Below are 20,809 nucleotides of genomic sequence, written 5' to 3' on the forward strand. Positions count from 1 at the left end.
AAAATTATTGAATAATAATCCTCTTGGTAGCTGAATTAGCATTTGCAACAACTTTAATCAAATAAATGCCTGGAGAGAGTTGAAGATTTAGATCAATATTTTTTTCGGAATATTTATTCTGAAAAACCTGTTGTCCAAGAGTGTTGTATATCGCTACGGAAGAATCCATATAGCTCGGTAGATTAATATTTACATTCCCCTCTGAAACAACAGGATAGATATTGAAATGAAATGTATCAGCGCCATCTATGCCTAAAGTTGGAGTAAACCATTTTGGAAAAGTGTTTTCAAAGGTTTGTATTCCATTCAAGGGCCAGATGTCTTTTTCCAATAAAATGTTTCCAGGACCTATCAAACAAAAGGTAGGATAGGCATTAACACCAAAATCGCTGTCTACAGCTGGTCCTCCCCCTTCGTTGCTTATAGCTGGTGCGTGATTAAAAGGGCCTCCAAAATCTATTTCATACTGTCTAACCCGAGCATTATTATCATTTCCATTATTAACAGAAAGACAAAATACGTTCCCTGCGTTTGAGCCATAAGTATCGAAAAATTCGTTAAATGTAGGTGCTGATCCTTGGCAGGGAACGCAATCTACAAAAAAGAAATCGAGCCAAACTAACTTTTCCTCAGCTATAAGAGAATACATATTGTATTCATTTCCTTCCGTATCTGTTACGGTAAAATCATCAACAACATCGCCAACGTTGTAATTGTTAACTTGCGCGTTTGCCAAGCAAGTAAATAAAAATAGAATTAATGTAATTTTTTTCATAATATTTGAAAGTTTTACAATTTATATAACACAAAGTTAAGCACTAATCTAATTAAAATACCTTTTCATTATAAAAAATTGATAAAAGACCCATAAAAATTTCACAATGTAAAACTTCGATGGGTCTTGGCTTCAAATAAAGCGGTAATTAAAGCTTAGATAATGTTACCGCTTGTCATTTTGAATCTCTAATTCTTTCTTATTCTAAGATATTAGGTTTTTGTTCTGCCTTGTAAAGTTACAACGCTTCACTTGTTATTTATAATAAGGAAATAGTAAAAATTTACTGGTTTTAGTTATAACTTTGCTAATAAATATTAAAAACTCTCATTATAACCACAAGAATATGAAGCATTTGATCTTAATACTAACATTATTGCCAATTTTTACTTTTTGTGGGCAGAAAATAGAAAATGCAAAGCCTCAAATAGATAATTCAGAAAGCAAAACATCTGAAGCTATCGATATAGCTTCTACCCCATCCTTTCACGCAACCTATTATCTAATCCGTCACGCCGAAAAAGACCGCGCAGATCCAAAAAACCAAGATCCAAGTTTAAATTCAGCTGGAATGGAACGCACCAAGGTCTGGACAGCTTATTTCGAGCCTATTAAATTGGATGAAATATTTGAAACCAAATATATCCGAACAAAACAAACCGTTTCGCTTATCGCGGAGCAGAAAATGATCACCCCTAAATTATACAATCCCAACACCATTTATTCTGAAGAATTTTTAAAGAAAACGAACGGCAAAAAAGTTCTTATTGTTGGTCATAGTAATACCATCCCCTATTTGGCGAATAATCTTATCAACGAAGAAAAATTCACCGAGATGGACGATAAGGATAACGCAACTCTTTTTAAGGTAACCATCGATGGCGATGACAAAAAAGTGGAGACTATTTCAGTGGAATAAGCTAATGATGAAGGATTTTATATTATAAATTATACATTCTTCATTATTCATTCTATTTTTGCAGCTATGGCAATTCAGAAAAACGTAAAAATAAAAAATCGTAAAGCGAGGTTTGAGTATGAAATCCTCGACACCTTTACTGCAGGCATCGTTTTGCGAGGAACCGAGATAAAGGCAATTCGCGAAGGGAAAGCTTCCATTGCAGAAAGTTTTTGCGAATTCAGCAACCATGAACTCTTCGTGATAAACATGACCGTTCAGGAATACAGCCACGCAACCCACTATAACCACGTTCCAAAGAGCGAACGCAAACTTCTATTAAACCGAAGCGAATTAAAAAAGTTGGAAAAAGAAGTGAAAAACTCTGGATTGACTATCATTCCGCTTGTGCTTTTCACTAACAACAAAGGTTTGGCGAAAATGGATATTGCACTTTGTCGCGGTAAAAAAGAGTTTGACAAACGGGAAGCAATCAAAGATCGCGATTCTAAAAAACAACTCAGCAGAATTAAGAAGGCGTTTAATAATTGATCATGGGTGACGGATCGTAATTATCAGAATAAGCCTATGCTATGACTATTTTAACAAATTCGATGTTTTTTTATTAGTATTTTGCAGTAGTTTATTTAACTTTTCAAAATACTAAATGCAAACAAGACTACTTCTTCTTTTTCTTTTTTTGTCCACAACTATTTCTGCGCAAATAGTGGGGAAAGTGACCGATACGGAAGGCCAGCCGCTTCCTTACGTCAATATATACCTTCAAAATAGTTACATTGGCACCACCACCAATGACGATGGAAATTACTCCTTAAATATTTCTGAAAAAGCTGAATACAAAGTCATCTTTCAATTTTTAGGCTATAAAACGCTAACCAAAACTATTGCCCCCACGGCCTTCCCATTCATTTTAAATGTTTCTCTTGAAGAAGAATCAACCAGTTTGGATGAAGTCGTCGTAAACACTTCCGAAGACCCCGCATATCGCATTATCCGTAAAACCATTGCCCAACGAAAGGAAAATCTAGACAGGTTGAGCGAATATACGGCCGATTTTTATTCGCGTGGACTTTGGAAAGTAAAAAACGTTCCCGAAAAAATCATGGGGCAAGAAGTGGGCGATTTTGACGGAATGTTAGATTCTACGCGAACGGGAATCATTTATCTTTCGGAAACCATTTCAGAAATTGCCTATCAAAAACCAGATAAGTTTACCGAAAAAATAATCGCTAGTAAAGTAAGTGGAAATGACAATGGCTTTAGTTTTAACAGTGCTCAGAGTGCGAACATTTCATTTTATGAAAATACTGTGGAACTCAACGCCGCCTTGGTTTCACCAATTGCGAACAATGCATTGAGCTACTATAATTACAAATTGGACGGTATTTTTTACGAAGGGCCTAAACTCATCAACAAAATCAAGGTAATTCCAAAACGGCCTAAAGACAGGGTTTGGCAAGGCTATATCTATATCGTGGAAGACGATTGGCAATTATACGGAACAGAGCTTTCCACCACCGGCGCGGCCATTCAAGTGCCTTTTGTGAGCGACTTAAAGGTGAAGCAAAACTATAAGTTTGATCAAGAATATGACTATTGGATCAAGATTTCACAGACTATCGATTTTGGTTTTGGCCTTTTGGGAATGAAGGGAGAAGGTGGTTTTATAGCAGTTTATAGCAATTACGACTTTAAACCTCAATTCACAAAAAAGACATTTACCAATGAAGTGCTTTCCTTTAAACCGGAAGCCAACAAAAAAGACAGTATTTTTTGGAGAGGCAGCCGTCCTGTTCCGCTAACAAATGAAGAGCTAAAGGATTATATCAAAAAAGACAGTCTTCAAGTGCTGCGGCATTCAAAACCGTATTTAGATTCCCTAGACACAAAATCAAACAAAGTGGGAGTTCTCAGTATTCTTACAGGCTATACTTATAAAAATTCCTTTAAAAAATGGTCCGTTGGTTATGAAGGTCCAATTCGAAAAATCAATTTTAATACCGTTCAAGGTTGGAATAGTCAAGCTGGAATAACCTATAGCAAATGGTATGACGACAACAAAACAAACACCCTAGGAGCAGCTATTCGAGCTGATTATGGAATAACTGAGGACAGAGTTCGGTTTACTGCCAGTATTCTTAGAAATTTCAACTGGAAAGATAAATTGCGGATTTCCACCTCAGGAGGAAGTAAAGTTGCCCAGTTTAACGATTCTGAACCCATTTCAACCCTCATTAACACAGTATCGACCCTATTCTTTGAACGGAACTATATGAAGCTTTACGAGCTTAATTACGGAAGAATTGGTTATAGCCAAGAGGTTTTAAATGGGCTTCACTTATACGCAGCGGCAGGATATGAAAACCGGAAACCAGTCTTTAACAATACGGACTATGTTACCATCCCAAATGATGGCGTAAGCTACAGCAGTAACAATCCGCTCGCGCCAAATGATTTTAACAATCCTGCGATAACGGAGCATAATATTGTAAAAAGCAAGGTACGGGCACGTATCAATTTCGCCCAAAAGTATTTTTCTAACCCTGATATGAAGTTTAATATTGGTGATGATAAATTCCCAGAACTGAATCTTTCAGTAGAAAATGGAGCTGGAATTACGGAATCTAATTATGATTACACACAGTTTGAAGCGAGTTTGAACCAATCTATTTCGCTTAGCAACAAAGGCCAGTTCTATTACAACCTAAAGGGAGGGACGTTTGCAAACGGCGAAGGAATATCGTTTATTGATTATAAACATTTCAACGGAAACCAAACACGGGTGGGCACTTCGCCTAATTATACCAATGTTTTTAACTTGATGCCGTATTATGAGTTCAGCACGAATAAAAGTTATTTTGAAGGACATTTGGAACATGATTTCCGAGGATGGATTTTAGGGAAAATTCCTGGAATAAATCAGCTGAACCTCAACCTGGTAGCTGGAGCTCACTTTTTAAGTACGGAAGAAAGAAAACCATATTCTGAAATTTCCGTAGGTATTGATAACCTTGGCTTTGGAAAATTTAGATTGCTTCGGGTAGATTATGTGCGGTCTTACTACAACGGCGGCAGTCAAGGCGCATTTATCTTTGGGTTGAAATTTTTGGATTTATTGGGTATTTAAGAATTAAAGATAACCGCCTTCTTTGGAAACCTTGTGCTTTCTCTGCGCACCGCTGCGCAATAGCTATTTCACAGAGTTACGCAAAGGATCGCAGAGAACTACAGAGAGGATTCATTACAAAATAAGAAATCATGAAAACTATTCTAAAAATATTACTAGCTTCTTCCCTCTTCACAAGCTGCATTCCAATGCAGAAAGTACCGAAAGACGCAAAGATGGCAGACTTCTTCCATTTTCAAAAAGCGAAAGACTACGATGCCTCAAAGTGGGCGGTTTTTCTTCCGGGAACTGGCGGCTTGCGAATTTTTAAAGACACGACCCATTATTTTGATGTAGCCAAAAAATTGAATGCAGAAGGTATTTCAGTTTTGCTCGTGGACAATGTTGCGGCTTATAAAGCTTCCAAAAGAGACGTAAAGGAAGAAGAGCCAGCGCAAATACTTTGGACGCTTGAAGAAGCATTAAAATGGGCGCAAAGGAATGGAGATATTGATCCAGATTCACAGGGAAGTATCGTAGGTTGGTCTCGTGCAGGCTTAGGCTTAATTCCACTTTCAAACGATGTAGAAGAACTAAAAAAGTTACATATAAAATCAATCGCACTTTTCTATCCTGCAAATGGTTACGAAATACAACTTAAACCAAAAGTTCCAGTGCTAATCATGACCGGAGGCAAAGATCGAATTGTGAAATCTGAGGATATTTTAAAATATCTGGTAGCCGAAAACGCAAGCATTAAAATCTATGCAGATGCCTATCACGGCTATGATGTAAAAAGTCTAAAAAAAGGAAAATACTTCAGGTTTATTCCCTTTATAAGCAAAAAGCAATACCTTTTAAAATATGATGAAGAAGCCGCAAAAGACTCTTTTGATGAGTTGATTAAATTTTTAAAGAAGAACTAAACTTTAAAAATAAAAATTCACCACAGAGTCACAGACCTGTCTGCTGGAGGAAGTGAACACAGAGAAAAATCATTATGGCCATACCATTTCCATTTCTAAACACTGAACGTCTTTATCTAAGGAAGATCCAGCCCTCAGACGCTGAGCGGGTACATTACTTTCGCTCTGATAAAGAAATTAATAAATTTATAAAAAGACCTCAACCCCAAACTTTTGAAATGGCGGTTGCGCATATCGAGAAAATAACTGCATTAATAAGAACAAACCAATCTATCTTTTGGGGCATAATGCTTCAAAATTCACAGGTTTTACTAGGTTCAATCTGCCTTTGGAATTTATCAGAAGATAAGAAAACTGCAGAAGTTGGTTACGACCTAGATCCAGAGTTTCACGGCAAGGGAATAATGAGTGAAGCGCTTAAAGCCGTTATCGATTTTGGCTTTAATCGCTATGGGTTACAAACCATAGAAGCTTACACGGATTATAGGAATATTCCTTCAAAAAAGCTACTAAAACAACTTGGATTTATTCCAAGTTACGTATTTATAGACCCTGATAACCAAGACAATGCTATATATTACTTAAACCGTTAGTTCTTGTCTTCCAAGAGTGGTACAAAACGGAACTCTCCATACTCTTCCTTCTCAAATTCGGTCTCAGATTTGCGTAAAAAGACTGTCATTATCTGCACATTCTCGCCTACAGGAATCACTAATTTTCCTCCAACTTTCAATTGTGCCAACAACGGATTTGGCACAAAAGGAGCTCCGGCGGTAACGATAATTCCGTCATAAGGTGCCTCTTCCTCCAGCCCAACATATCCATCGCCAAAAATCATTCGTTTAGGTTTATAACCCAGTTTGGGAAGAAATAATTTTGTCTTTTTAAAAAGTTCATTTTGTCTTTCAATAGTAAATAACCTTGCTCCTATTTCTAAAAGCACTGCCGCTTGATATCCGCTTCCAGTTCCTATTTCAAGAATTTTATCTCCTCGCTTAACTTCAAGAAGTTCTGTTTGCCTTGCAACAGTATAAGGCTGTGAAATGGTTTGATCTGCCGCTATGGGAAATGCCTTGTCCACATAAGCGTGGCCCACAAACCCAGAGTCCATAAAAAGATGTCGCGGTATCCTACCAATAGCCAACAACACATTTTTATCGGCAATCCCCTTCATTTTAAGGATTTCTACCAACTTTTTTCGCATTCCTTGATGGGTAAATGTATCTTTCAATTTTGATTAGATTTGAGATGTTATACTTGAGATGTCAGCCCTGAGATATCCGACTTTACAAAGTAACCAAATAAGACAGGTAAGCTCCAAGTTACAAGTACCAAAAAATGCAAAGCACCAAATGATAAAAACTAAATTAAATTCCAAATTCCAAGCAACAAATAACAAAAATCTAAATCAAACATCACATTCCAAATAATTGAACCCATAAACCCTTAAATTTATTAACTTGCTACACCTCCTCAACTCAGTATGGGCGACTCGCGAGCCCCCTACGCGAGTCGCCCCTACTCCCAATTCTTTTAAACTTATCGACTCCTCAACTTTTACCCCTCCCTTCTTTTAAACTTTTCCTCTAAAACCATTACATTTGTGAAAAACACATGCCAATGTTGAAAGCTGGAGTTCTAGGTGCTGGTCACTTAGGAAAAATACACTTAAAATTGCTGCAACAATCCACTAAATATGAACTTGTGGGTTTCTATGATGCAGATAAAAATGCTTCGGAAAAAATAGTCTCTGAATTTGGATACAAAAGCTTTCCCTCCATGGAAAGCCTTATAGACGCCAGTGAAATGGTGGTGGTGGTAACCCCCACTAGCAAGCATTATGAATGTGCCGAAAAAGTAATCAGAGCTGGTAAACACCTTTTTATTGAAAAACCGATTACACAAACTGTTTCCGAAGCTGAAAAGATTCGAGATTTGGCACATGAGTACAATGTTCGTGGACAAGTAGGCCAAGTAGAACGATTTAATCCCGCATTTCAAGCCATCAAGGATAAGCTAATCAATCCAATGTTTATTGAAACGCATAGGCTTGCAGAATTCAATCCGCGTGGAACCGATGTTTCAGTTGTTTTGGATTTAATGATTCACGATATAGACGCGATTTTGAGTGTTGTAAAAAGCCCCGTAAAAGGCGTGAACGCAAGTGGAGTATCGGTTATCAGTGAAACGCCAGATATTGCCAACGCGCGAATTGAATTCGAAAACGGATGTGTGGCCAATCTAACCGCCAGCCGTATTTCACTTAAAAGAATGCGAAAGGCGCGCTTCTTTCAACGCGACGCCTATATTTCGGTAGATTTTCTTGAAAAGCAATGTGAAGTGGTTAAAATGAAAGACGCTCCTACAGATCTTGACGAATATGCAATGATTTTGACCAATGCCGAGGGGATTAAAAAGCAAATCTATTTCGAAAATCCGGAAATAGTTGCCAATAACGCCATTCTTGACGAACTGGAAAGTTTTTACGAAGCGATAAAAGCTGACAGAACTCCAGAAGTTACGTTACGACAAGGGACAGAAGCACTTCGGGTAGCCATGTTGATTATTGAAAATTTTAAGAAAATCTAGATGTCGGATGACAGTTGACGGGTCAAAAAAGATAATAAATCTAAAATTATAATTTATAAATGAAGAATATAGCAGTAATAGGCGCTGGAACAATGGGCAATGGGATTGCCCATACCTTTGCGCAATACAATTATAAAGTAAACTTGATTGATGTTTCGCAAGCATCATTGGATAAAGGAATAGCTACCATTACCAAAAATCTGGACCGGATGCTTGCCAAGGAAAAAATTTCAGAAGAAGAAAAACAACAGACGCTGAGTAATATTTCAACTTTTACTAATTTGGAGGAAGGTGTTAAATCTACCAGCTTGGTTTTGGAAGCCGCCACCGAAAACGTTGATTTAAAGTTGAAAATTTTCCGCGATTTAGATAGTTTTTGTGATGAAGACACCATTTTAGCGAGTAACACTTCGTCAATTTCCATCACTAAGATTGCTGCCGTTACAAAACGACCAGAAAAGGTAATAGGGATGCACTTTATGAATCCGGTGCCGATTATGAAATTGGTTGAAATCATCAAAGGTTACAGTACGAGTGAAGCTACTTTTAAAACCGTGGAAGAACTTTCAACAAAGCTGAAGAAAGTTCCTGTGGAAGTAAACGACTACCCTGGCTTTGTTGCAAACCGTATTTTGATGCCTATGATTAACGAAGCGGTAGAAACGCTCTACAATGGCGTTGCCGGCGTAAAAGAAATTGACACCGTAATGATGCTCGGGATGGCGCACCCAATGGGGCCATTGGCATTAGCCGATTTTATTGGCCTTGACGTTTGTCTATCTATTTTAAACGTGATGTATGATGGTTTTAAAAATCCGAAATACGCACCTTGTCCATTATTGGTAAATATGGTTATGGCAGGGAAATTGGGCGCCAAAAGCGGTGAAGGTTTTTATGATTACAGCCAAAACCGAAAGGCGGAAAATGTTTCCTCACAATTTACTAAATGATATTTTTTTAGCCACAGCCGACACTAAGCTCACAGAGAAAGCTCATAAACACTAAGCTCTTAAACCCTCCTCCGGCGAGCAAGCTTATAAACCCTCCTACGGTGGGCAAGCTTATAAGCTCCTAAACTTTTAAACATCTAAACTAAGAATTTGGCAAAAATAATTCCTTTTAAAGCAGTTCGTCCTACAAGGGACAAAGTGAATTTACTCGCGGCACGTTCTTATGATAGCTATACTGCCGCCCAGGTAGAGTCGCGATTGCGCGACAATCCGTTTTCGTTTTTGCATATTGTAAACCCTGGATTTAGGTATAACAAGGAAATATCTGGTGAAGAACGCTATGGCTTGGTTAGAAATCGCTATCAGGAATTTAAGGAGAATGGTATTTTTATGCAGGATAAAAAACCTTCTTTCTACATTTATAAAATTGTAAACCGTGACGGTTCGGTATTCAACGGTTTTGTGGGTGCGGCAAGTGTACAGGATTATGAGGATGATGTTATTAAAAAGCATGAGGACACTTTAGAGTTTCGCGAAGAGAATTTGAAGAAATACCTAAAAACAATAGGTTTTAATGCTGAAGCTGTGCTCCTCACCTATCCAGACAATCCAGAATTAAAGAAAATTATAGATTCTGTAATGCAAGATAGGCCTGAGTATGAATTTACAACCACTTATCGCGACACGCATTATCTTTGGAATGTTGACGACGAAGTTCTTCTGAAAAAAATAGAACATATTTTTGATACCCTTCCCGCTTTATATATTGCTGACGGGCACCATCGTTCCTCCTCTTCCTATTTATTGGCGAAAGATTTGAAAGAAGAACATCCCCAGCACACCGGGGAAGAGCCTTATAATTTTTTTATGAGTTACTTGATTCCCGAAAGCGATTTGAAAATATATGAATTCAATCGTTTGGTAAAGGATCTCAACGGTTTGGAAAAAGACGAGTTTTTAATAAAGCTCGACGAACACTTCAGAATCGAAAATCGGGGAACAGATTATTACAAACCATCTAAAGTAAATCATTTCAGTATGTATTTGGATGGTGAGTTCTACTCTTTACATCTTCGGAAAAGCAAATACAAAATCACCAATGCCCTGGATGCATTGGATACACATATTTTATATGTTACTATTCTAAAACCAATCTTGGGTATTGATGATCTTCGCACGGATAAGCGAATTGAATATTCACACGGAAAAAAAGATTTAGCATACGTAAAAACCGTTGTGGATTCAGGTACTTTTGCAGTTGGATTTGGGTTATTACCCGTTACCACAGAAGAAATGAAGAATATCGCAGATCAGGGATTAAAAATGCCGCCCAAAAGCACTTATATAGAGCCTAAGCTTCGAAGTGGTGTTACGGTTTATGAATTCTGATTTTTGAAAAAGAGGGGAAAGAGAGAAGAAGAAAGAAGAAAGAAGAAAGAAGAAAGAGAAAATAATAAAGAGGACAGAGAGATGATTTCAGAAAATTTAGAAAATTTAAAGAAGGAGTTACCTAATGACGTTACTTTAGTAGCGGTTTCCAAAACCAAACCGGTTGCCGATTTGATGGAGGCCTATAATGCCGGACAACGGGTTTTTGGCGAAAATAAAATTCAAGAAATGGAATCTAAGTGGCAAGAAATGCCAAAGGATATCCAATGGCATATGATTGGTCATGTGCAGCGCAACAAAGTAAAGTATATGGCACCTTTCGTCAGCTTAATACACGCCGTGGACAGCTTAAAGCTTCTGAAAGAAATAAACAAAGAGGCAAAGAAAAACGAAAGAACGATTCATTGTTTGCTTCAGATAAAAATTGCTGAAGAAGAAAGTAAGTTCGGTATGGAAAAAGCAGATGCATCAGCACTACTCGCTTCGGAGGAATTGAAAAACTTTGAAAATGTGAAAGTCGTTGGTTTGATGGGAATGGCGACTTTTACCGAAGATGAAAAGCAGGTTTCAGAAGAATTCATGAAGTTAAAGGGAATATATGATGAATTCAAAATTCAGTGCGAGAACTTTGGGATAGAACTCAACATTTTAAGTATGGGAATGAGTGGCGATTATAAAATTGCCTTAAAAAGCGGCAGCAATATGCTTCGCTTAGGAAGTGCCATTTTTGGCGAACGTAATTATAAGTGATCAGTATTCATTGAGCTGTTATTTCAATAAAAAAAATAGAGAATACCCAATAAAGAGCATGTACGCAATTTTAGATATAGAAACAACGGGCGGAAAATACAATGAGGAGGGAATTACCGAAATTGCAATATATAGATTTGATGGCCATCAAGTGGTAGATCAATTTATAAGCCTAGTAAATCCTGAAAGACCTATTCAACCATTTGTTATAAACCTCACGGGTATCAACAATGAAATGCTCCGGCAAGCTCCCAAGTTTTATGAAGTTGCAAAACGCATTATCGAAATTACCGACGGGTGCATTATGGTAGCTCATAACGCACTTTTTGACAATAGGATTCTCACCACTGAATTTGATCGGTTGGGATATCCATACGAAAAAGAAACCCTTTGTACGGTAGAGCTATCCAAGAAACTGATTCCTGATATGCCTTCCTACAGTTTGGGGAAACTGGTCAAGTCTTTGGGAATTCCCTTATCAGATAGGCATAGAGCACAAGGTGATGCCAAGGCAACTGTTGCACTTTTTAAACTTTTGCTATCCAAGGACACTTCAAAGGAAATAATCTCAGAAACACTTAAAAAGGATCCCAAACGAAAATTGGAACCCAAACTGATTGATATAATAGAAAATACACCGTCTGAAACGGGAGTTTATTATATGCGTAATGAGGCGGGAAAAATCATATATATAGGAAAGAGTAAAAACATTAAGAAAAGATTGACGCAACATTTTACAAGCGACAACCGAAAATCTAAACGAATACAACTGGAAGTGAAGTCGGTTACTTTTGAAAAAACGGGCAATGAATTGATTGCTCTCTTAAAGGAATCAGAAGAAATAAAACACAACCAGCCTAAATATAATAGAGGGCTTCGGCGTACCAATTTTTCACATCAACTCATTTCATTCGTGGATGACAACGGATATATCAATCTAAAAATTGAAAAGGCTGACGGCCGTAAGAAAGCGATAACCACTTTTAGCAACTATCAGCAGGCAAGAACTGCACTTTTCAAAATAACAGAAGAAAATCAGCTATGTCAAAAACTGACAGGACTTTTTGATACGACCAAAAACTGCTTTAATTATACCATAGGGGAATGTTTCGGCGCGTGTATAAACAAAGAGCCAGTTGAAGAATACAATGCCAGAGTTAAAGCCTTTTTAGAAAAACGGAGTTATGAAAATCTAAACATGCTAATCATAGACCGTGGTCGGGACCTTGATGAACGTTCTGTGATTTGGATAGAAAATGGAGTTTATAAAGGCTATGGCTTTTACAATCTAAACCATCAAATCAACAATCCTGATATCTTGAGAACCCTTATTAATCCTATGAAAGACAATAGGGAAGTTCAGCACATCATCCAAAATTATTTGCGTAGAAACAAGGTACTAAAAACGGTTAATCTGCAAGCCTAGCTTATTAATTAAGGAAAGTTGCTTACTTTAGACCTTCAAAATGAAACACAACAAACCTACCGATAAAAATTCTTGGCGTCATAAACTGCATGAAGTTATTTATGAAGCGGACACCCCAATGGGCAAGTTATTTGATATAATCTTGCTTATTTTGATTTTGATTAGCGTAATTATTGTTATGCTGGAAAGCGTGAAGTCCATAGACTTGCAATATCATAGAGTGTTTTATGTTATTGAATGGATCATCACCATTTTTTTCACCATTGAATATATTTCCAGGATTATAACCGTAAAGAAACCAAAACATTATATTTTTAGTTTTTACGGAATTATAGATTTTCTTTCAACCATTCCCCTATACCTCTCCTTTATACTTATTGGCAGTAATTATTTGCTCACCGTTCGTGCGCTTAGACTATTACGCGTTTTTAGAATCTTAAAAATAACCCGATACATCGGGGAAGGAAATAAGCTGCAAAAAGCACTTATTGAAAGCAGAGTGAAAATATTTATTTTCATTTTCGCAGTTCTCATCGTGGCAATCATTGCGGGGACGTTAATGTATCTTATTGAAGGGGAAGACAGTGGTTTTAATAGTATTCCCGTGAGCGTCTATTGGTGTATTGTTACCCTTACAACAGTTGGATTTGGAGATATTGCTCCTGTAACTGCTACTGGTCAGTTTTTGGCAACTGTTATTATGATTTTAGGATATGGCGTTATCGCTGTGCCAACTGGTATTATAGGTGCTCAATATGTGAGAATGGATCGAGAAGATCCAGTTCAGTTAAACACCCAATCCTGTAGAAACTGCGGTGCCACGGGTCATAAAGATGGTGCTGAATTTTGCTATAATTGTGGTTATGAACTTTCTCCGCCTAAAGATATTGAAGCATAATGATTTCTGAAACACGAACCCTTATATGTGTAGTTGGTCCAACCGCCATTGGAAAAACTTCTCTTGCCATCAAACTCGCAAATGCTTTTTCATCCGAAATAATTTCTGCAGATTCCCGACAGTTTTATAAGGAAATGTCCATTGGAACTGCGGTTCCTTCTCATGAAGAACTGAAGGCTGCCGAACATCATTTCATTCAAAATATTAGTGTTTTTGATGATTATTCCGTTGGTGATTTTGAAAGAGAGGCGCTTATTTGTTTAGAAAACATACTCAAAAATAATTCTGTAGCGGTTATGGTGGGTGGCTCTGGTTTATATGTGGACGCAGTGGTGAAAGGGCTGGATAAATTTCCAGTAGTTTCTCCAGATATTAGACAACAACTGAATGCTGAAATCGATGCTCATGGAATTGAAGCACTTCAAAAGGAGTTAAAGGAAAAAGATCCCTCTTATTTTGAAAAAGTTGACATTCACAACCCCCACAGGTTGGTACGCGCTTTAGAAATTTGTCGTGGTTCCGGAAAGCCGTATTCGTCATTTCTAAAAAGAGAATCAGCCGTGCGAAAATTTAAGACCATTTTTATTGGTCTAACTGCAGAAAGAACGATTGTTTACGATCGCATCAACCGCCGCGTAGATCAAATGCTTGAAGACGGTTTACTTGAAGAAGCAAAAAATCTCTATAACCATAAAGAATTAAATGCCCTCCACACCGTTGGCTACCGTGAGCTTTTTAATCATTTTGATGGAAAACTAACGAAGGAAGAGGCAGTTTTAGAGATTAAGAAAAACACACGTCGATTCGCAAAGCGACAATACACTTGGTTTAAGAAAAATGAAAATATTCATTGGTTTGATTATCAAACGGATTTTGAAAGGATAGTAAACTTTATAAAAGAAAAAAACGCCCTTTAAAGGCGTTTTTTTACACATATCTTAACTAATACCAAATTAACAAAGTAATGTCGCATTTAAACTCGTTCATTTTCCGTTCTATTTCCTGCTGATGATTTCCATCCGCCGAGGCGGATGCAAACCAATCTCAGCGTCATAAAACGAAAAAGCAACTTCGTTTTCTGTACTACATTACATTGATAAATTGGTATAAGATTAATTGTCAACTTCGTCTTTTACAACCAATCGGAAGCCTTCCCCGTGAATGTTAATTATTTCAACTCCATCATCTTTACTTAGATATTTACGGAGTTTAGCGATATAAACATCCATACTTCTTGAAGTGAAATAGTTGTCATCTCTCCAGATTTTGGTAAGTGCGAGTTCCCTAGGCATCAAGTCATTTTTATGAAGTGCCAAAAGACGTAACAACTCATTTTCTTTAGGAGATAGTTTTATAGGCGGCTTTTCATTGTTATAAGTTAAGAAACGCAGCTTAGAGTTCAAGTGGAAATTACCCACTTGGAATTCAAATTGTTTGCTATCTGCAATTGAATCTGTGGCTTTTCTTTGAATAATTGCCTTTATTTTCATCAATAGTACTTCACTATCAAAAGGTTTGTTTAGGTAATCATCTGCACCAACTTTGTAGCCTTTTAGCACATCTTCCTTCATCGCTTTCGCTGTTAGAAAAATAATTGGCACATCTTCGTTCTTCTCACGAATTTCCTTGGCGAGTGTAAACCCATCTTTATACGGCATCATTACATCTAGAATACATAGATCGAAATCGTCTTTTTTAAACTTTTCAAAACCCTCCATTCCGTTTTTTGCATGAGTCACGTTATAATCGTTCATGGCAAGGTAATCTTTCAATACTGTTCCAAAATTTGGATCGTCTTCAACAAGAAGAATTTTTTTGTTTTCTGTTTCCATAGTTTAAGATATTAAGTGTAGTTTTATTATAAAAGTGCTGCCTTTTCCTTTTTCGCTTTCTACGTAAATCTCGGCATCATGATCATCAAGAATCCGTTTTACGTATGCAAGACCAAGGCCATGGCCTTTCACGTTATGTATGTCACCTGTGTGTTCTCTATAAAATTTTTCAAATATTTTTTTCTGAACAGGTTTGGACATTCCCATTCCCTGATCTCTTATTTTCAGAATAACACTATTTTTACCATTTTCTGAATAAATATCAATTTTTGGCTCATCCTCAGAATATTTCACTGCGTTGTCCAATAAATTGACAATTACGTTTGTTAAATGAGATTCATTGGCCAAAACAGTAGATTTCAACGCACCATAATGTGTTTTTATATAACCTCCCCTGTCTTCCACAATCAAACTTACGTGCGAAATAGCATCTTCAACAACTTCCTGCAAGCTAACGCGCTCTTTGGGTAAATCAAGTTCATTCTTTTCCAGTTTCGAAATACGGAGTACATTTTCCACTTGGGCGTGCATTCGTTTATTTTCATCTCGAATCATTCCCAAGTAACGCTCCAAAAATTCTCGATTATCCTTTACTTTCGGATTTTTCAAAGAATCCAATGCAAGATTAATAGTTGCAATTGGAGTTTTGAACTCGTGAGTCATATTATTGATAAAATCAGTTTTTATCTGAGATATTTGTCGCTGTTTGTATATTTGCGAAATTGCACTTGAATATGCAAGAATGATAACTGCAGTAAAAACCAATGACAACAAGGCCATTCCCAAAATACTGTTTAGCACTAACTTTTCCTTTTCAGAAAAATTCACATAAAGTTCATATCCGCTCTTTTTTTCACCGCTAAAAAGAGGTACCACGTAGGTACTTTTATCGTCATACTTAAAACGCTTTGAGCGTACCTTCGTTTCAAGATTGTTACTGTAAACCGCAAAATCAAATTTTGATTTTAAGCCTCTTTCTTTAAGCTCCTTATTTATCAGGCTTGTTATTTCACTTACACTTACTCGTTTGTATATTGGAGTTAGGGCTGTAATATTGCTAACAAAGCTTTCAAACTGGTTTTGCTCATAATCTTTTAACCTTGAAAAAGATTCCACGCGGGTTTCCGTCAAGGTGGTGCCATCTAATCCTTCAGAGACTTTAGTTTTTGTCTTTCGGTTTGTTAGCTTTCTAAACTGAATAGTGTCGGCATCAGAGTCGAAAAAGCCAGCCGAAAGTTTATAATCCTGTTCTAAAATCCCATCGGTAAAAATATAGGTTTCGTTGGTCTGTTTGTTTTGAATTCTATACGCCAATTCAGTAAAAGTCGCACTATTTGGAACTTCAATACTATCTACGTAGGGTATATAAAGTTGATAATAGGCTTCAACTTCCCTTAACTTGATTTCCTTGGAAACCGCCAAAAGCACTTGCTTTGCATTTATAGTGAATTGGTCAGCTTTTGTTCGATATGCATTTGATATCCAATATCCCTGAACAAATACTATCCCCAGTAAAGAGAGGCTCATAAGCGCTATAAGCAAAACAAATAGCTTTTTATTCATACCTCAAAAGTAAGATTTTAACATTTAGCGATATATCCATTTAACCAAATGTTAACAAAAGATAGCTATCGCAGCTCTATAGGGACTCAGCTTAAGGAACGATGTAGATTCTCCACTCTTTTCTGAGTGGCTTCGAGGTCAATATTTTCTATGATAAAATCAGCGAGTTTTTCCTTTTTCTCATCGCTCCACTGATTGCTTACACGTTGCTCAATCTCATGGGATGATGCATTATCTCGAGCCATAACACGTGCAATTCGTATTTCTTTAGGCGCGGTAACCAGAATTATTGCATCGAAATTTCGATAACTTCCATTTTCGAAAAGAATTGCTGCTTCTTGTATTACATAGGCGCTTTTCTGCTTGGCAGCCCAAGCATTAAAATGTGCCGCTACTTTTGGATGGATGATTCCATTAACTGCTTCCAACAGCGCTTTATCATTGAAAATTTTATCCGCAACAAATTTTCGGTTTAAAACACCTTCCAAATAAGCTTCTTCGCCTAAAAGCTCGGTTAGTTCTCGTCTAATTGTCTTTGAAGAATTGGTAAGTTTTCTAGCTTCTGTATCGGCTATGTAAACCGGTACACCCAGTTTGGAAAACATTTTGGCAACCGTTGTTTTTCCACTACCTATGCCGCCTGTTAAACCAATTCGTTTCATTGCAATCAATTAACAATTATTTAAAGATAAAGAAATCGACCTTTTTGGGTTCAATCACTACATTGTAAACATTATCAGGACTTTTCTCAAAAAACGGTAACATAAAATTCTCGTCTTGATTTCTTTTGGAATAATCACAAACAAGCCTAAAACTTTCTTTCGTAATTTTTGTAAAATCATTTACCGAAACATCAAAAGTGACTGTTACGGATTTAGGCACCAATTTAATTTCCATATCCGGAGGTAAATTTATTACTTCTACGGGAAGTGAAAATTTGCCTTGTGAAAACTCGGCCACCTCCAATTTTACTTTTACCGTGTTTGGTTTTATGGAAACTATTTCTTTATTTCTAGTTGAAATTTTAACTGATTCTGAAATATTCTTTTCCACATTCTTAAGCGAAATTAAATCGGTCCCAATGCTTTTAATTTTATCTAAACTACCTGAAGGACCAGAGATTGTTACAGAGTCGGGAGTAACTACAAAACTGTCAACAGCCTTGAATCCCACTTTATATTGAATATCAGTTTTTGGAATTACCTTAATCTTTTTTAGTATAATGGGGTCTAAACGCACATCCAACTCATCTACCGATAGATTATTTATGGCCAAATTCCTGTTGAAGTTGGCCGAAACCATTCGCAATAATTCAGTTTTACTGAGTTTAAAGCTGTTTTCTTCATTCGAATAAAATTCACCTACCTGAACCTCAATTTTAGGTTTTTTAAATTTATAGAAGAGTATTTCAAAGCCGTTGGCTGTAAGATCAAAAGTAATTTCCTTTGTATTATTCTCAGCAAGAGCAGCCGTTTCAGGAATATTTACATATTCGATTTTGGTGTGCATCGTCGAGGTAAACTCCCTACTAAACTTAGTTAGAACCCAAAATATTGTTGCGACAATTAGAAAGAACAGTAAGCGTTTTGCCTTTGCATTCTTACCATTTTTAAAAAATCCCTTGGTCATAGCAGTTTTCTTGAGTTTCAATAAAATTAATTAAAAAATAAGGAGGGAAATTGTTTCTGAGGATCTTTCTTCAGAAGTTTTATAAATAGCGTAGATTTCAGAAAGGCTATACCATATCCAAAAAACTGCACGAATACAGCCAATACAGAAAGTAAACCAATATAAATACTCTTATTTTTAATGGAGGAGTCAATCATTATCAGTACCAAATATAAAAGCAAGGGGATTAAGAATAATGTATTTAGAAAAATGGAAAGTAGCAATGAAATTAAAACAAAAAACACGAAACATGTTGGAAACCAAAATGTTATTTTTGAAGCTGAAGGATGCCATTGATTTAAAATAGGTCTAACAAGTCCAAACTTTTTGACCTGAGTATAAAACTTCTTCCAAGAAATCCGTCTTTTGTGATAAACAAAAGCATTTGGCAGAAATGTAGTATGATAACCCGCTTTTAAAATACGTTGGGAAAGATCGGGATCTTCTCCTGGATGAATTTTTGAGTAACCTCCCGTTTTCTGAAATGCTTCCTTGGAAATTCCCATATTAAAACTTCTAGGCTCAAACCGATTCACACTAGTTTCACTTCCTCTTATTCCTCCGGTGGTTAAAAATGAAGTCATGGCATAATTGATTGCTTTTTGTAAAGGAGAAAAACTTTCGTGCGCCGCATCTGCGCCACCAAAACAATGATAAAATGTAGTATTGAGAAAAGCATCAACAGTATTTAAATAATGTGGAGGCAGCAAACAGTCAGAGTCAAGAATAATAAAGTAATCACCAGTTGCCTTTTTCATTCCAAAGTTTCTGGAATCTCCAGGGCCTGAATTCTCCTTAAAAAAATAGGATATAGAAAGTCTGTCAGCATATTGATTCACTATTTCTTCGGAAGTTTCCGCGGAACCGTCTTCTACCAAAACAATTTCAAAATCGTCTTGAAATTCAATAGTTACAAAACTAGCCAAAAGCTCGTCGACTTCTTGAGGTCGATTATATACCGGAATTATAAACGAATATTTTCGCTGCATTTGGCAAAGTTAGCTAATGGATTCATTTAAATATAGGTTTCTGAGCAAATATCACATTTTGCTATTTTAACTCCTCATACTCTAACACCGAAAAGAAAAACTTATTTAATTAATATGAATAAAACTACAGGATCAGCCTTCTTCTTACTTCAAAAGAAAAGCGATTGAGGCAAGAAAAAAAGCCACTCACTTTCGTGAATGGCTTTTAAATACTAATTAATTATAAAGTTTTAATTTTTCAATACTTTATAAGTACCAATCTGACCTTCTACAGAAACTTTCATAATGTATGTTCCAGTATTCAATCCTGAAATATTGATTTCTGAAGTAGTAGCTTCAACTTTAACATCCATTACTTTTTGACCTAAAAGGTTATAGATAGCAACGGAATCTATATTGCTAACTGAGCTCAATGAAAGGGAACCTGATGTAGGGTTTGGGTAGAAGGTGAATCCACCTAACGTATTATCAGCAACGCTTAACGGAGAACACTCTCCAGAGAAAACATAACCTACCTCTCTGGTTGGTTCCGGTACAGTCCAGAAACCATCAACGGCGTTATACTGAGCCATTGGCTCTCCTTCTATACCAGCACCATCTGTGTACAACCAGAAAACGGTTGCCTGATTGGTAGCGGTACCCATTTCTATTCCAATCCAATACGAAGTATCACTACCTGCATCACCACCAAAGGTAAATGGAGTCATATCAAGACTAGTATCAAATCTAAATGCGACAGGGTTAACCCATTCGCCTGAACTTAAAATGGTTGGAACAACAGTTTCAGTTCCTATTTCTGCACCTGGCAATCCAGCCGCATCTTCATAATATATAACATTAGCAGTTATAGGTGCATCTTCCGGAGCAAATGTCAAGAAGGAAACTTCAATGGTATCTAATGTGAAGTCCTCACCAGCAGCCACTACAATGTCTGCAGCACTCGTAAAGTCAGAATCAACAGAAGATCCTGAACCTCCATTACCATCACCTGCAATAGGATGTTCTTGTTCGCAATCACCCCCTGTACCA

General features: G+C 36.8%; 20 protein-coding genes. 12 read left to right on the top strand and 8 right to left on the bottom strand.

The annotated features are described in order from the left end of the window. Positions 1 to 4 precede the first annotated feature (4 nt). Complete coding sequence (locus tag G440_RS0102235; RefSeq protein WP_026449810.1) at positions 5 to 775, bottom strand: T9SS type A sorting domain-containing protein; 771 nt, start codon at positions 773 to 775, stop codon at positions 5 to 7. Positions 776 to 1,121: 346 nt separating this feature from the next. On the opposite strand from G440_RS0102235, the gene G440_RS19295 reads away from it, so the two are divergent. The 5 genes from G440_RS19295 to G440_RS0102260 all read left to right on the top strand — a co-directional run bounded on the left by G440_RS19295 (position 1,122) and on the right by G440_RS0102260 (position 6,319). Then, the gene (locus tag G440_RS19295) at positions 1,122 to 1,694 is read left to right on the top strand and encodes a SixA phosphatase family protein (protein WP_051285081.1); all 573 of its coding nucleotides are present in this window, start codon (positions 1,122 to 1,124) and stop codon (positions 1,692 to 1,694) included. A gap of 66 nt (positions 1,695 to 1,760) precedes the next feature. Beyond that, complete coding sequence (smpB, locus tag G440_RS0102245; RefSeq protein ID WP_026449811.1) at positions 1,761 to 2,225, top strand: SsrA-binding protein SmpB; 465 nt, start codon at positions 1,761 to 1,763, stop codon at positions 2,223 to 2,225. A 115-nt stretch (positions 2,226 to 2,340) separates the two neighbouring features. After that, on the top strand, positions 2,341 to 4,821 hold the full coding sequence (locus G440_RS0102250; protein WP_026449812.1) for a DUF5686 and carboxypeptidase regulatory-like domain-containing protein: 2,481 nt from the start codon (positions 2,341 to 2,343) through the stop codon (positions 4,819 to 4,821). 131 nt (positions 4,822 to 4,952) lie between these two features. Then, complete coding sequence (locus G440_RS0102255; protein WP_084426532.1) at positions 4,953 to 5,726, top strand: dienelactone hydrolase family protein; 774 nt, start codon at positions 4,953 to 4,955, stop codon at positions 5,724 to 5,726. Between the two features lie 74 nt (positions 5,727 to 5,800). Next, on the top strand, positions 5,801 to 6,319 hold the full coding sequence (locus G440_RS0102260; protein ID WP_026449814.1) for a GNAT family N-acetyltransferase: 519 nt from the start codon (positions 5,801 to 5,803) through the stop codon (positions 6,317 to 6,319). Here G440_RS0102260 and G440_RS0102265 read toward each other — a convergent pair. Beyond that, on the bottom strand, positions 6,316 to 6,957 hold the full coding sequence (locus G440_RS0102265) for a protein-L-isoaspartate(D-aspartate) O-methyltransferase (RefSeq protein ID WP_026449815.1): 642 nt from the start codon (positions 6,955 to 6,957) through the stop codon (positions 6,316 to 6,318). The two genes, G440_RS0102260 and G440_RS0102265, sit on opposite strands and share 4 nt — an antisense overlap. 389 nt (positions 6,958 to 7,346) lie before the next feature. On the opposite strand from G440_RS0102265, the gene G440_RS0102270 reads away from it, so the two are divergent. The 7 genes from G440_RS0102270 to miaA all read left to right on the top strand — a co-directional run bounded on the left by G440_RS0102270 (position 7,347) and on the right by miaA (position 14,645). Then, positions 7,347 to 8,315: a Gfo/Idh/MocA family protein gene (locus G440_RS0102270; protein ID WP_026449816.1), complete on the top strand. Its 969-nt coding sequence runs from the start codon at positions 7,347 to 7,349 to the stop codon at positions 8,313 to 8,315. A gap of 59 nt (positions 8,316 to 8,374) precedes the next feature. Continuing rightward, positions 8,375 to 9,265, top strand: a complete 891-nt coding sequence (locus G440_RS0102275) for a 3-hydroxybutyryl-CoA dehydrogenase (RefSeq protein ID WP_026449817.1) — start codon at positions 8,375 to 8,377, stop codon at positions 9,263 to 9,265. A gap of 150 nt (positions 9,266 to 9,415) precedes the next feature. Beyond that, on the top strand, positions 9,416 to 10,654 hold the full coding sequence (locus G440_RS0102280) for a DUF1015 domain-containing protein (RefSeq protein ID WP_026449818.1): 1,239 nt from the start codon (positions 9,416 to 9,418) through the stop codon (positions 10,652 to 10,654). 81 nt (positions 10,655 to 10,735) lie between these two features. Beyond that, the gene (locus tag G440_RS0102285; protein ID WP_026449819.1) at positions 10,736 to 11,404 is read left to right on the top strand and encodes a YggS family pyridoxal phosphate-dependent enzyme; all 669 of its coding nucleotides are present in this window, start codon (positions 10,736 to 10,738) and stop codon (positions 11,402 to 11,404) included. A 58-nt stretch (positions 11,405 to 11,462) separates the two neighbouring features. Further along, on the top strand, positions 11,463 to 12,830 hold the full coding sequence (locus tag G440_RS0102290; protein ID WP_026449820.1) for an exonuclease domain-containing protein: 1,368 nt from the start codon (positions 11,463 to 11,465) through the stop codon (positions 12,828 to 12,830). 40 nt (positions 12,831 to 12,870) lie between these two features. Beyond that, on the top strand, positions 12,871 to 13,728 hold the full coding sequence (locus G440_RS0102295; RefSeq protein ID WP_026449821.1) for an ion transporter: 858 nt from the start codon (positions 12,871 to 12,873) through the stop codon (positions 13,726 to 13,728). Further along, the gene (miaA, locus tag G440_RS0102300; RefSeq protein WP_026449822.1) at positions 13,728 to 14,645 is read left to right on the top strand and encodes a tRNA (adenosine(37)-N6)-dimethylallyltransferase MiaA; all 918 of its coding nucleotides are present in this window, start codon (positions 13,728 to 13,730) and stop codon (positions 14,643 to 14,645) included. Before G440_RS0102295 ends, miaA begins: the two co-directional genes overlap by 1 nt. 195 nt (positions 14,646 to 14,840) lie before the next feature. Here miaA and G440_RS0102305 read toward each other — a convergent pair whose 3' ends face one another. From G440_RS0102305 to G440_RS0102330, 6 genes are all read right to left on the bottom strand, one after another. Further along, positions 14,841 to 15,560, bottom strand: coding sequence for a response regulator transcription factor (locus G440_RS0102305; protein ID WP_026449823.1), 720 nt, complete (start codon positions 15,558 to 15,560; stop codon positions 14,841 to 14,843). 3 nt (positions 15,561 to 15,563) lie between these two features. Further along, entirely contained in the window at positions 15,564 to 17,123 is a 1,560-nt protein-coding gene (locus G440_RS0102310) for a sensor histidine kinase (protein ID WP_026449824.1), read from the bottom strand. An 86-nt stretch (positions 17,124 to 17,209) separates the two neighbouring features. Beyond that, complete coding sequence (gene coaE / locus G440_RS0102315) at positions 17,210 to 17,785, bottom strand: dephospho-CoA kinase (RefSeq protein WP_026449825.1); 576 nt, start codon at positions 17,783 to 17,785, stop codon at positions 17,210 to 17,212. Positions 17,786 to 17,801: 16 nt separating this feature from the next. Continuing rightward, positions 17,802 to 18,773 (bottom strand): CdaR family protein, encoded by a 972-nt coding sequence (locus G440_RS0102320; protein ID WP_157417818.1) that lies wholly within the window; start codon positions 18,771 to 18,773, stop codon positions 17,802 to 17,804. Between the two features lie 5 nt (positions 18,774 to 18,778). Next, positions 18,779 to 19,780 (bottom strand): glycosyltransferase family 2 protein, encoded by a 1,002-nt coding sequence (locus G440_RS0102325; RefSeq protein ID WP_026449827.1) that lies wholly within the window; start codon positions 19,778 to 19,780, stop codon positions 18,779 to 18,781. Positions 19,781 to 20,010: 230 nt separating this feature from the next. Next, on the bottom strand, positions 20,011 to 20,809 hold a 799-nt coding region (locus G440_RS0102330; protein WP_026449828.1), incomplete at its 5' end, for a T9SS type A sorting domain-containing protein.

The organism is Aequorivita capsosiphonis DSM 23843 (genome assembly GCF_000429125.1).
Lineage (GTDB): Bacteria > Bacteroidota > Bacteroidia > Flavobacteriales > Flavobacteriaceae > Aequorivita > Aequorivita capsosiphonis.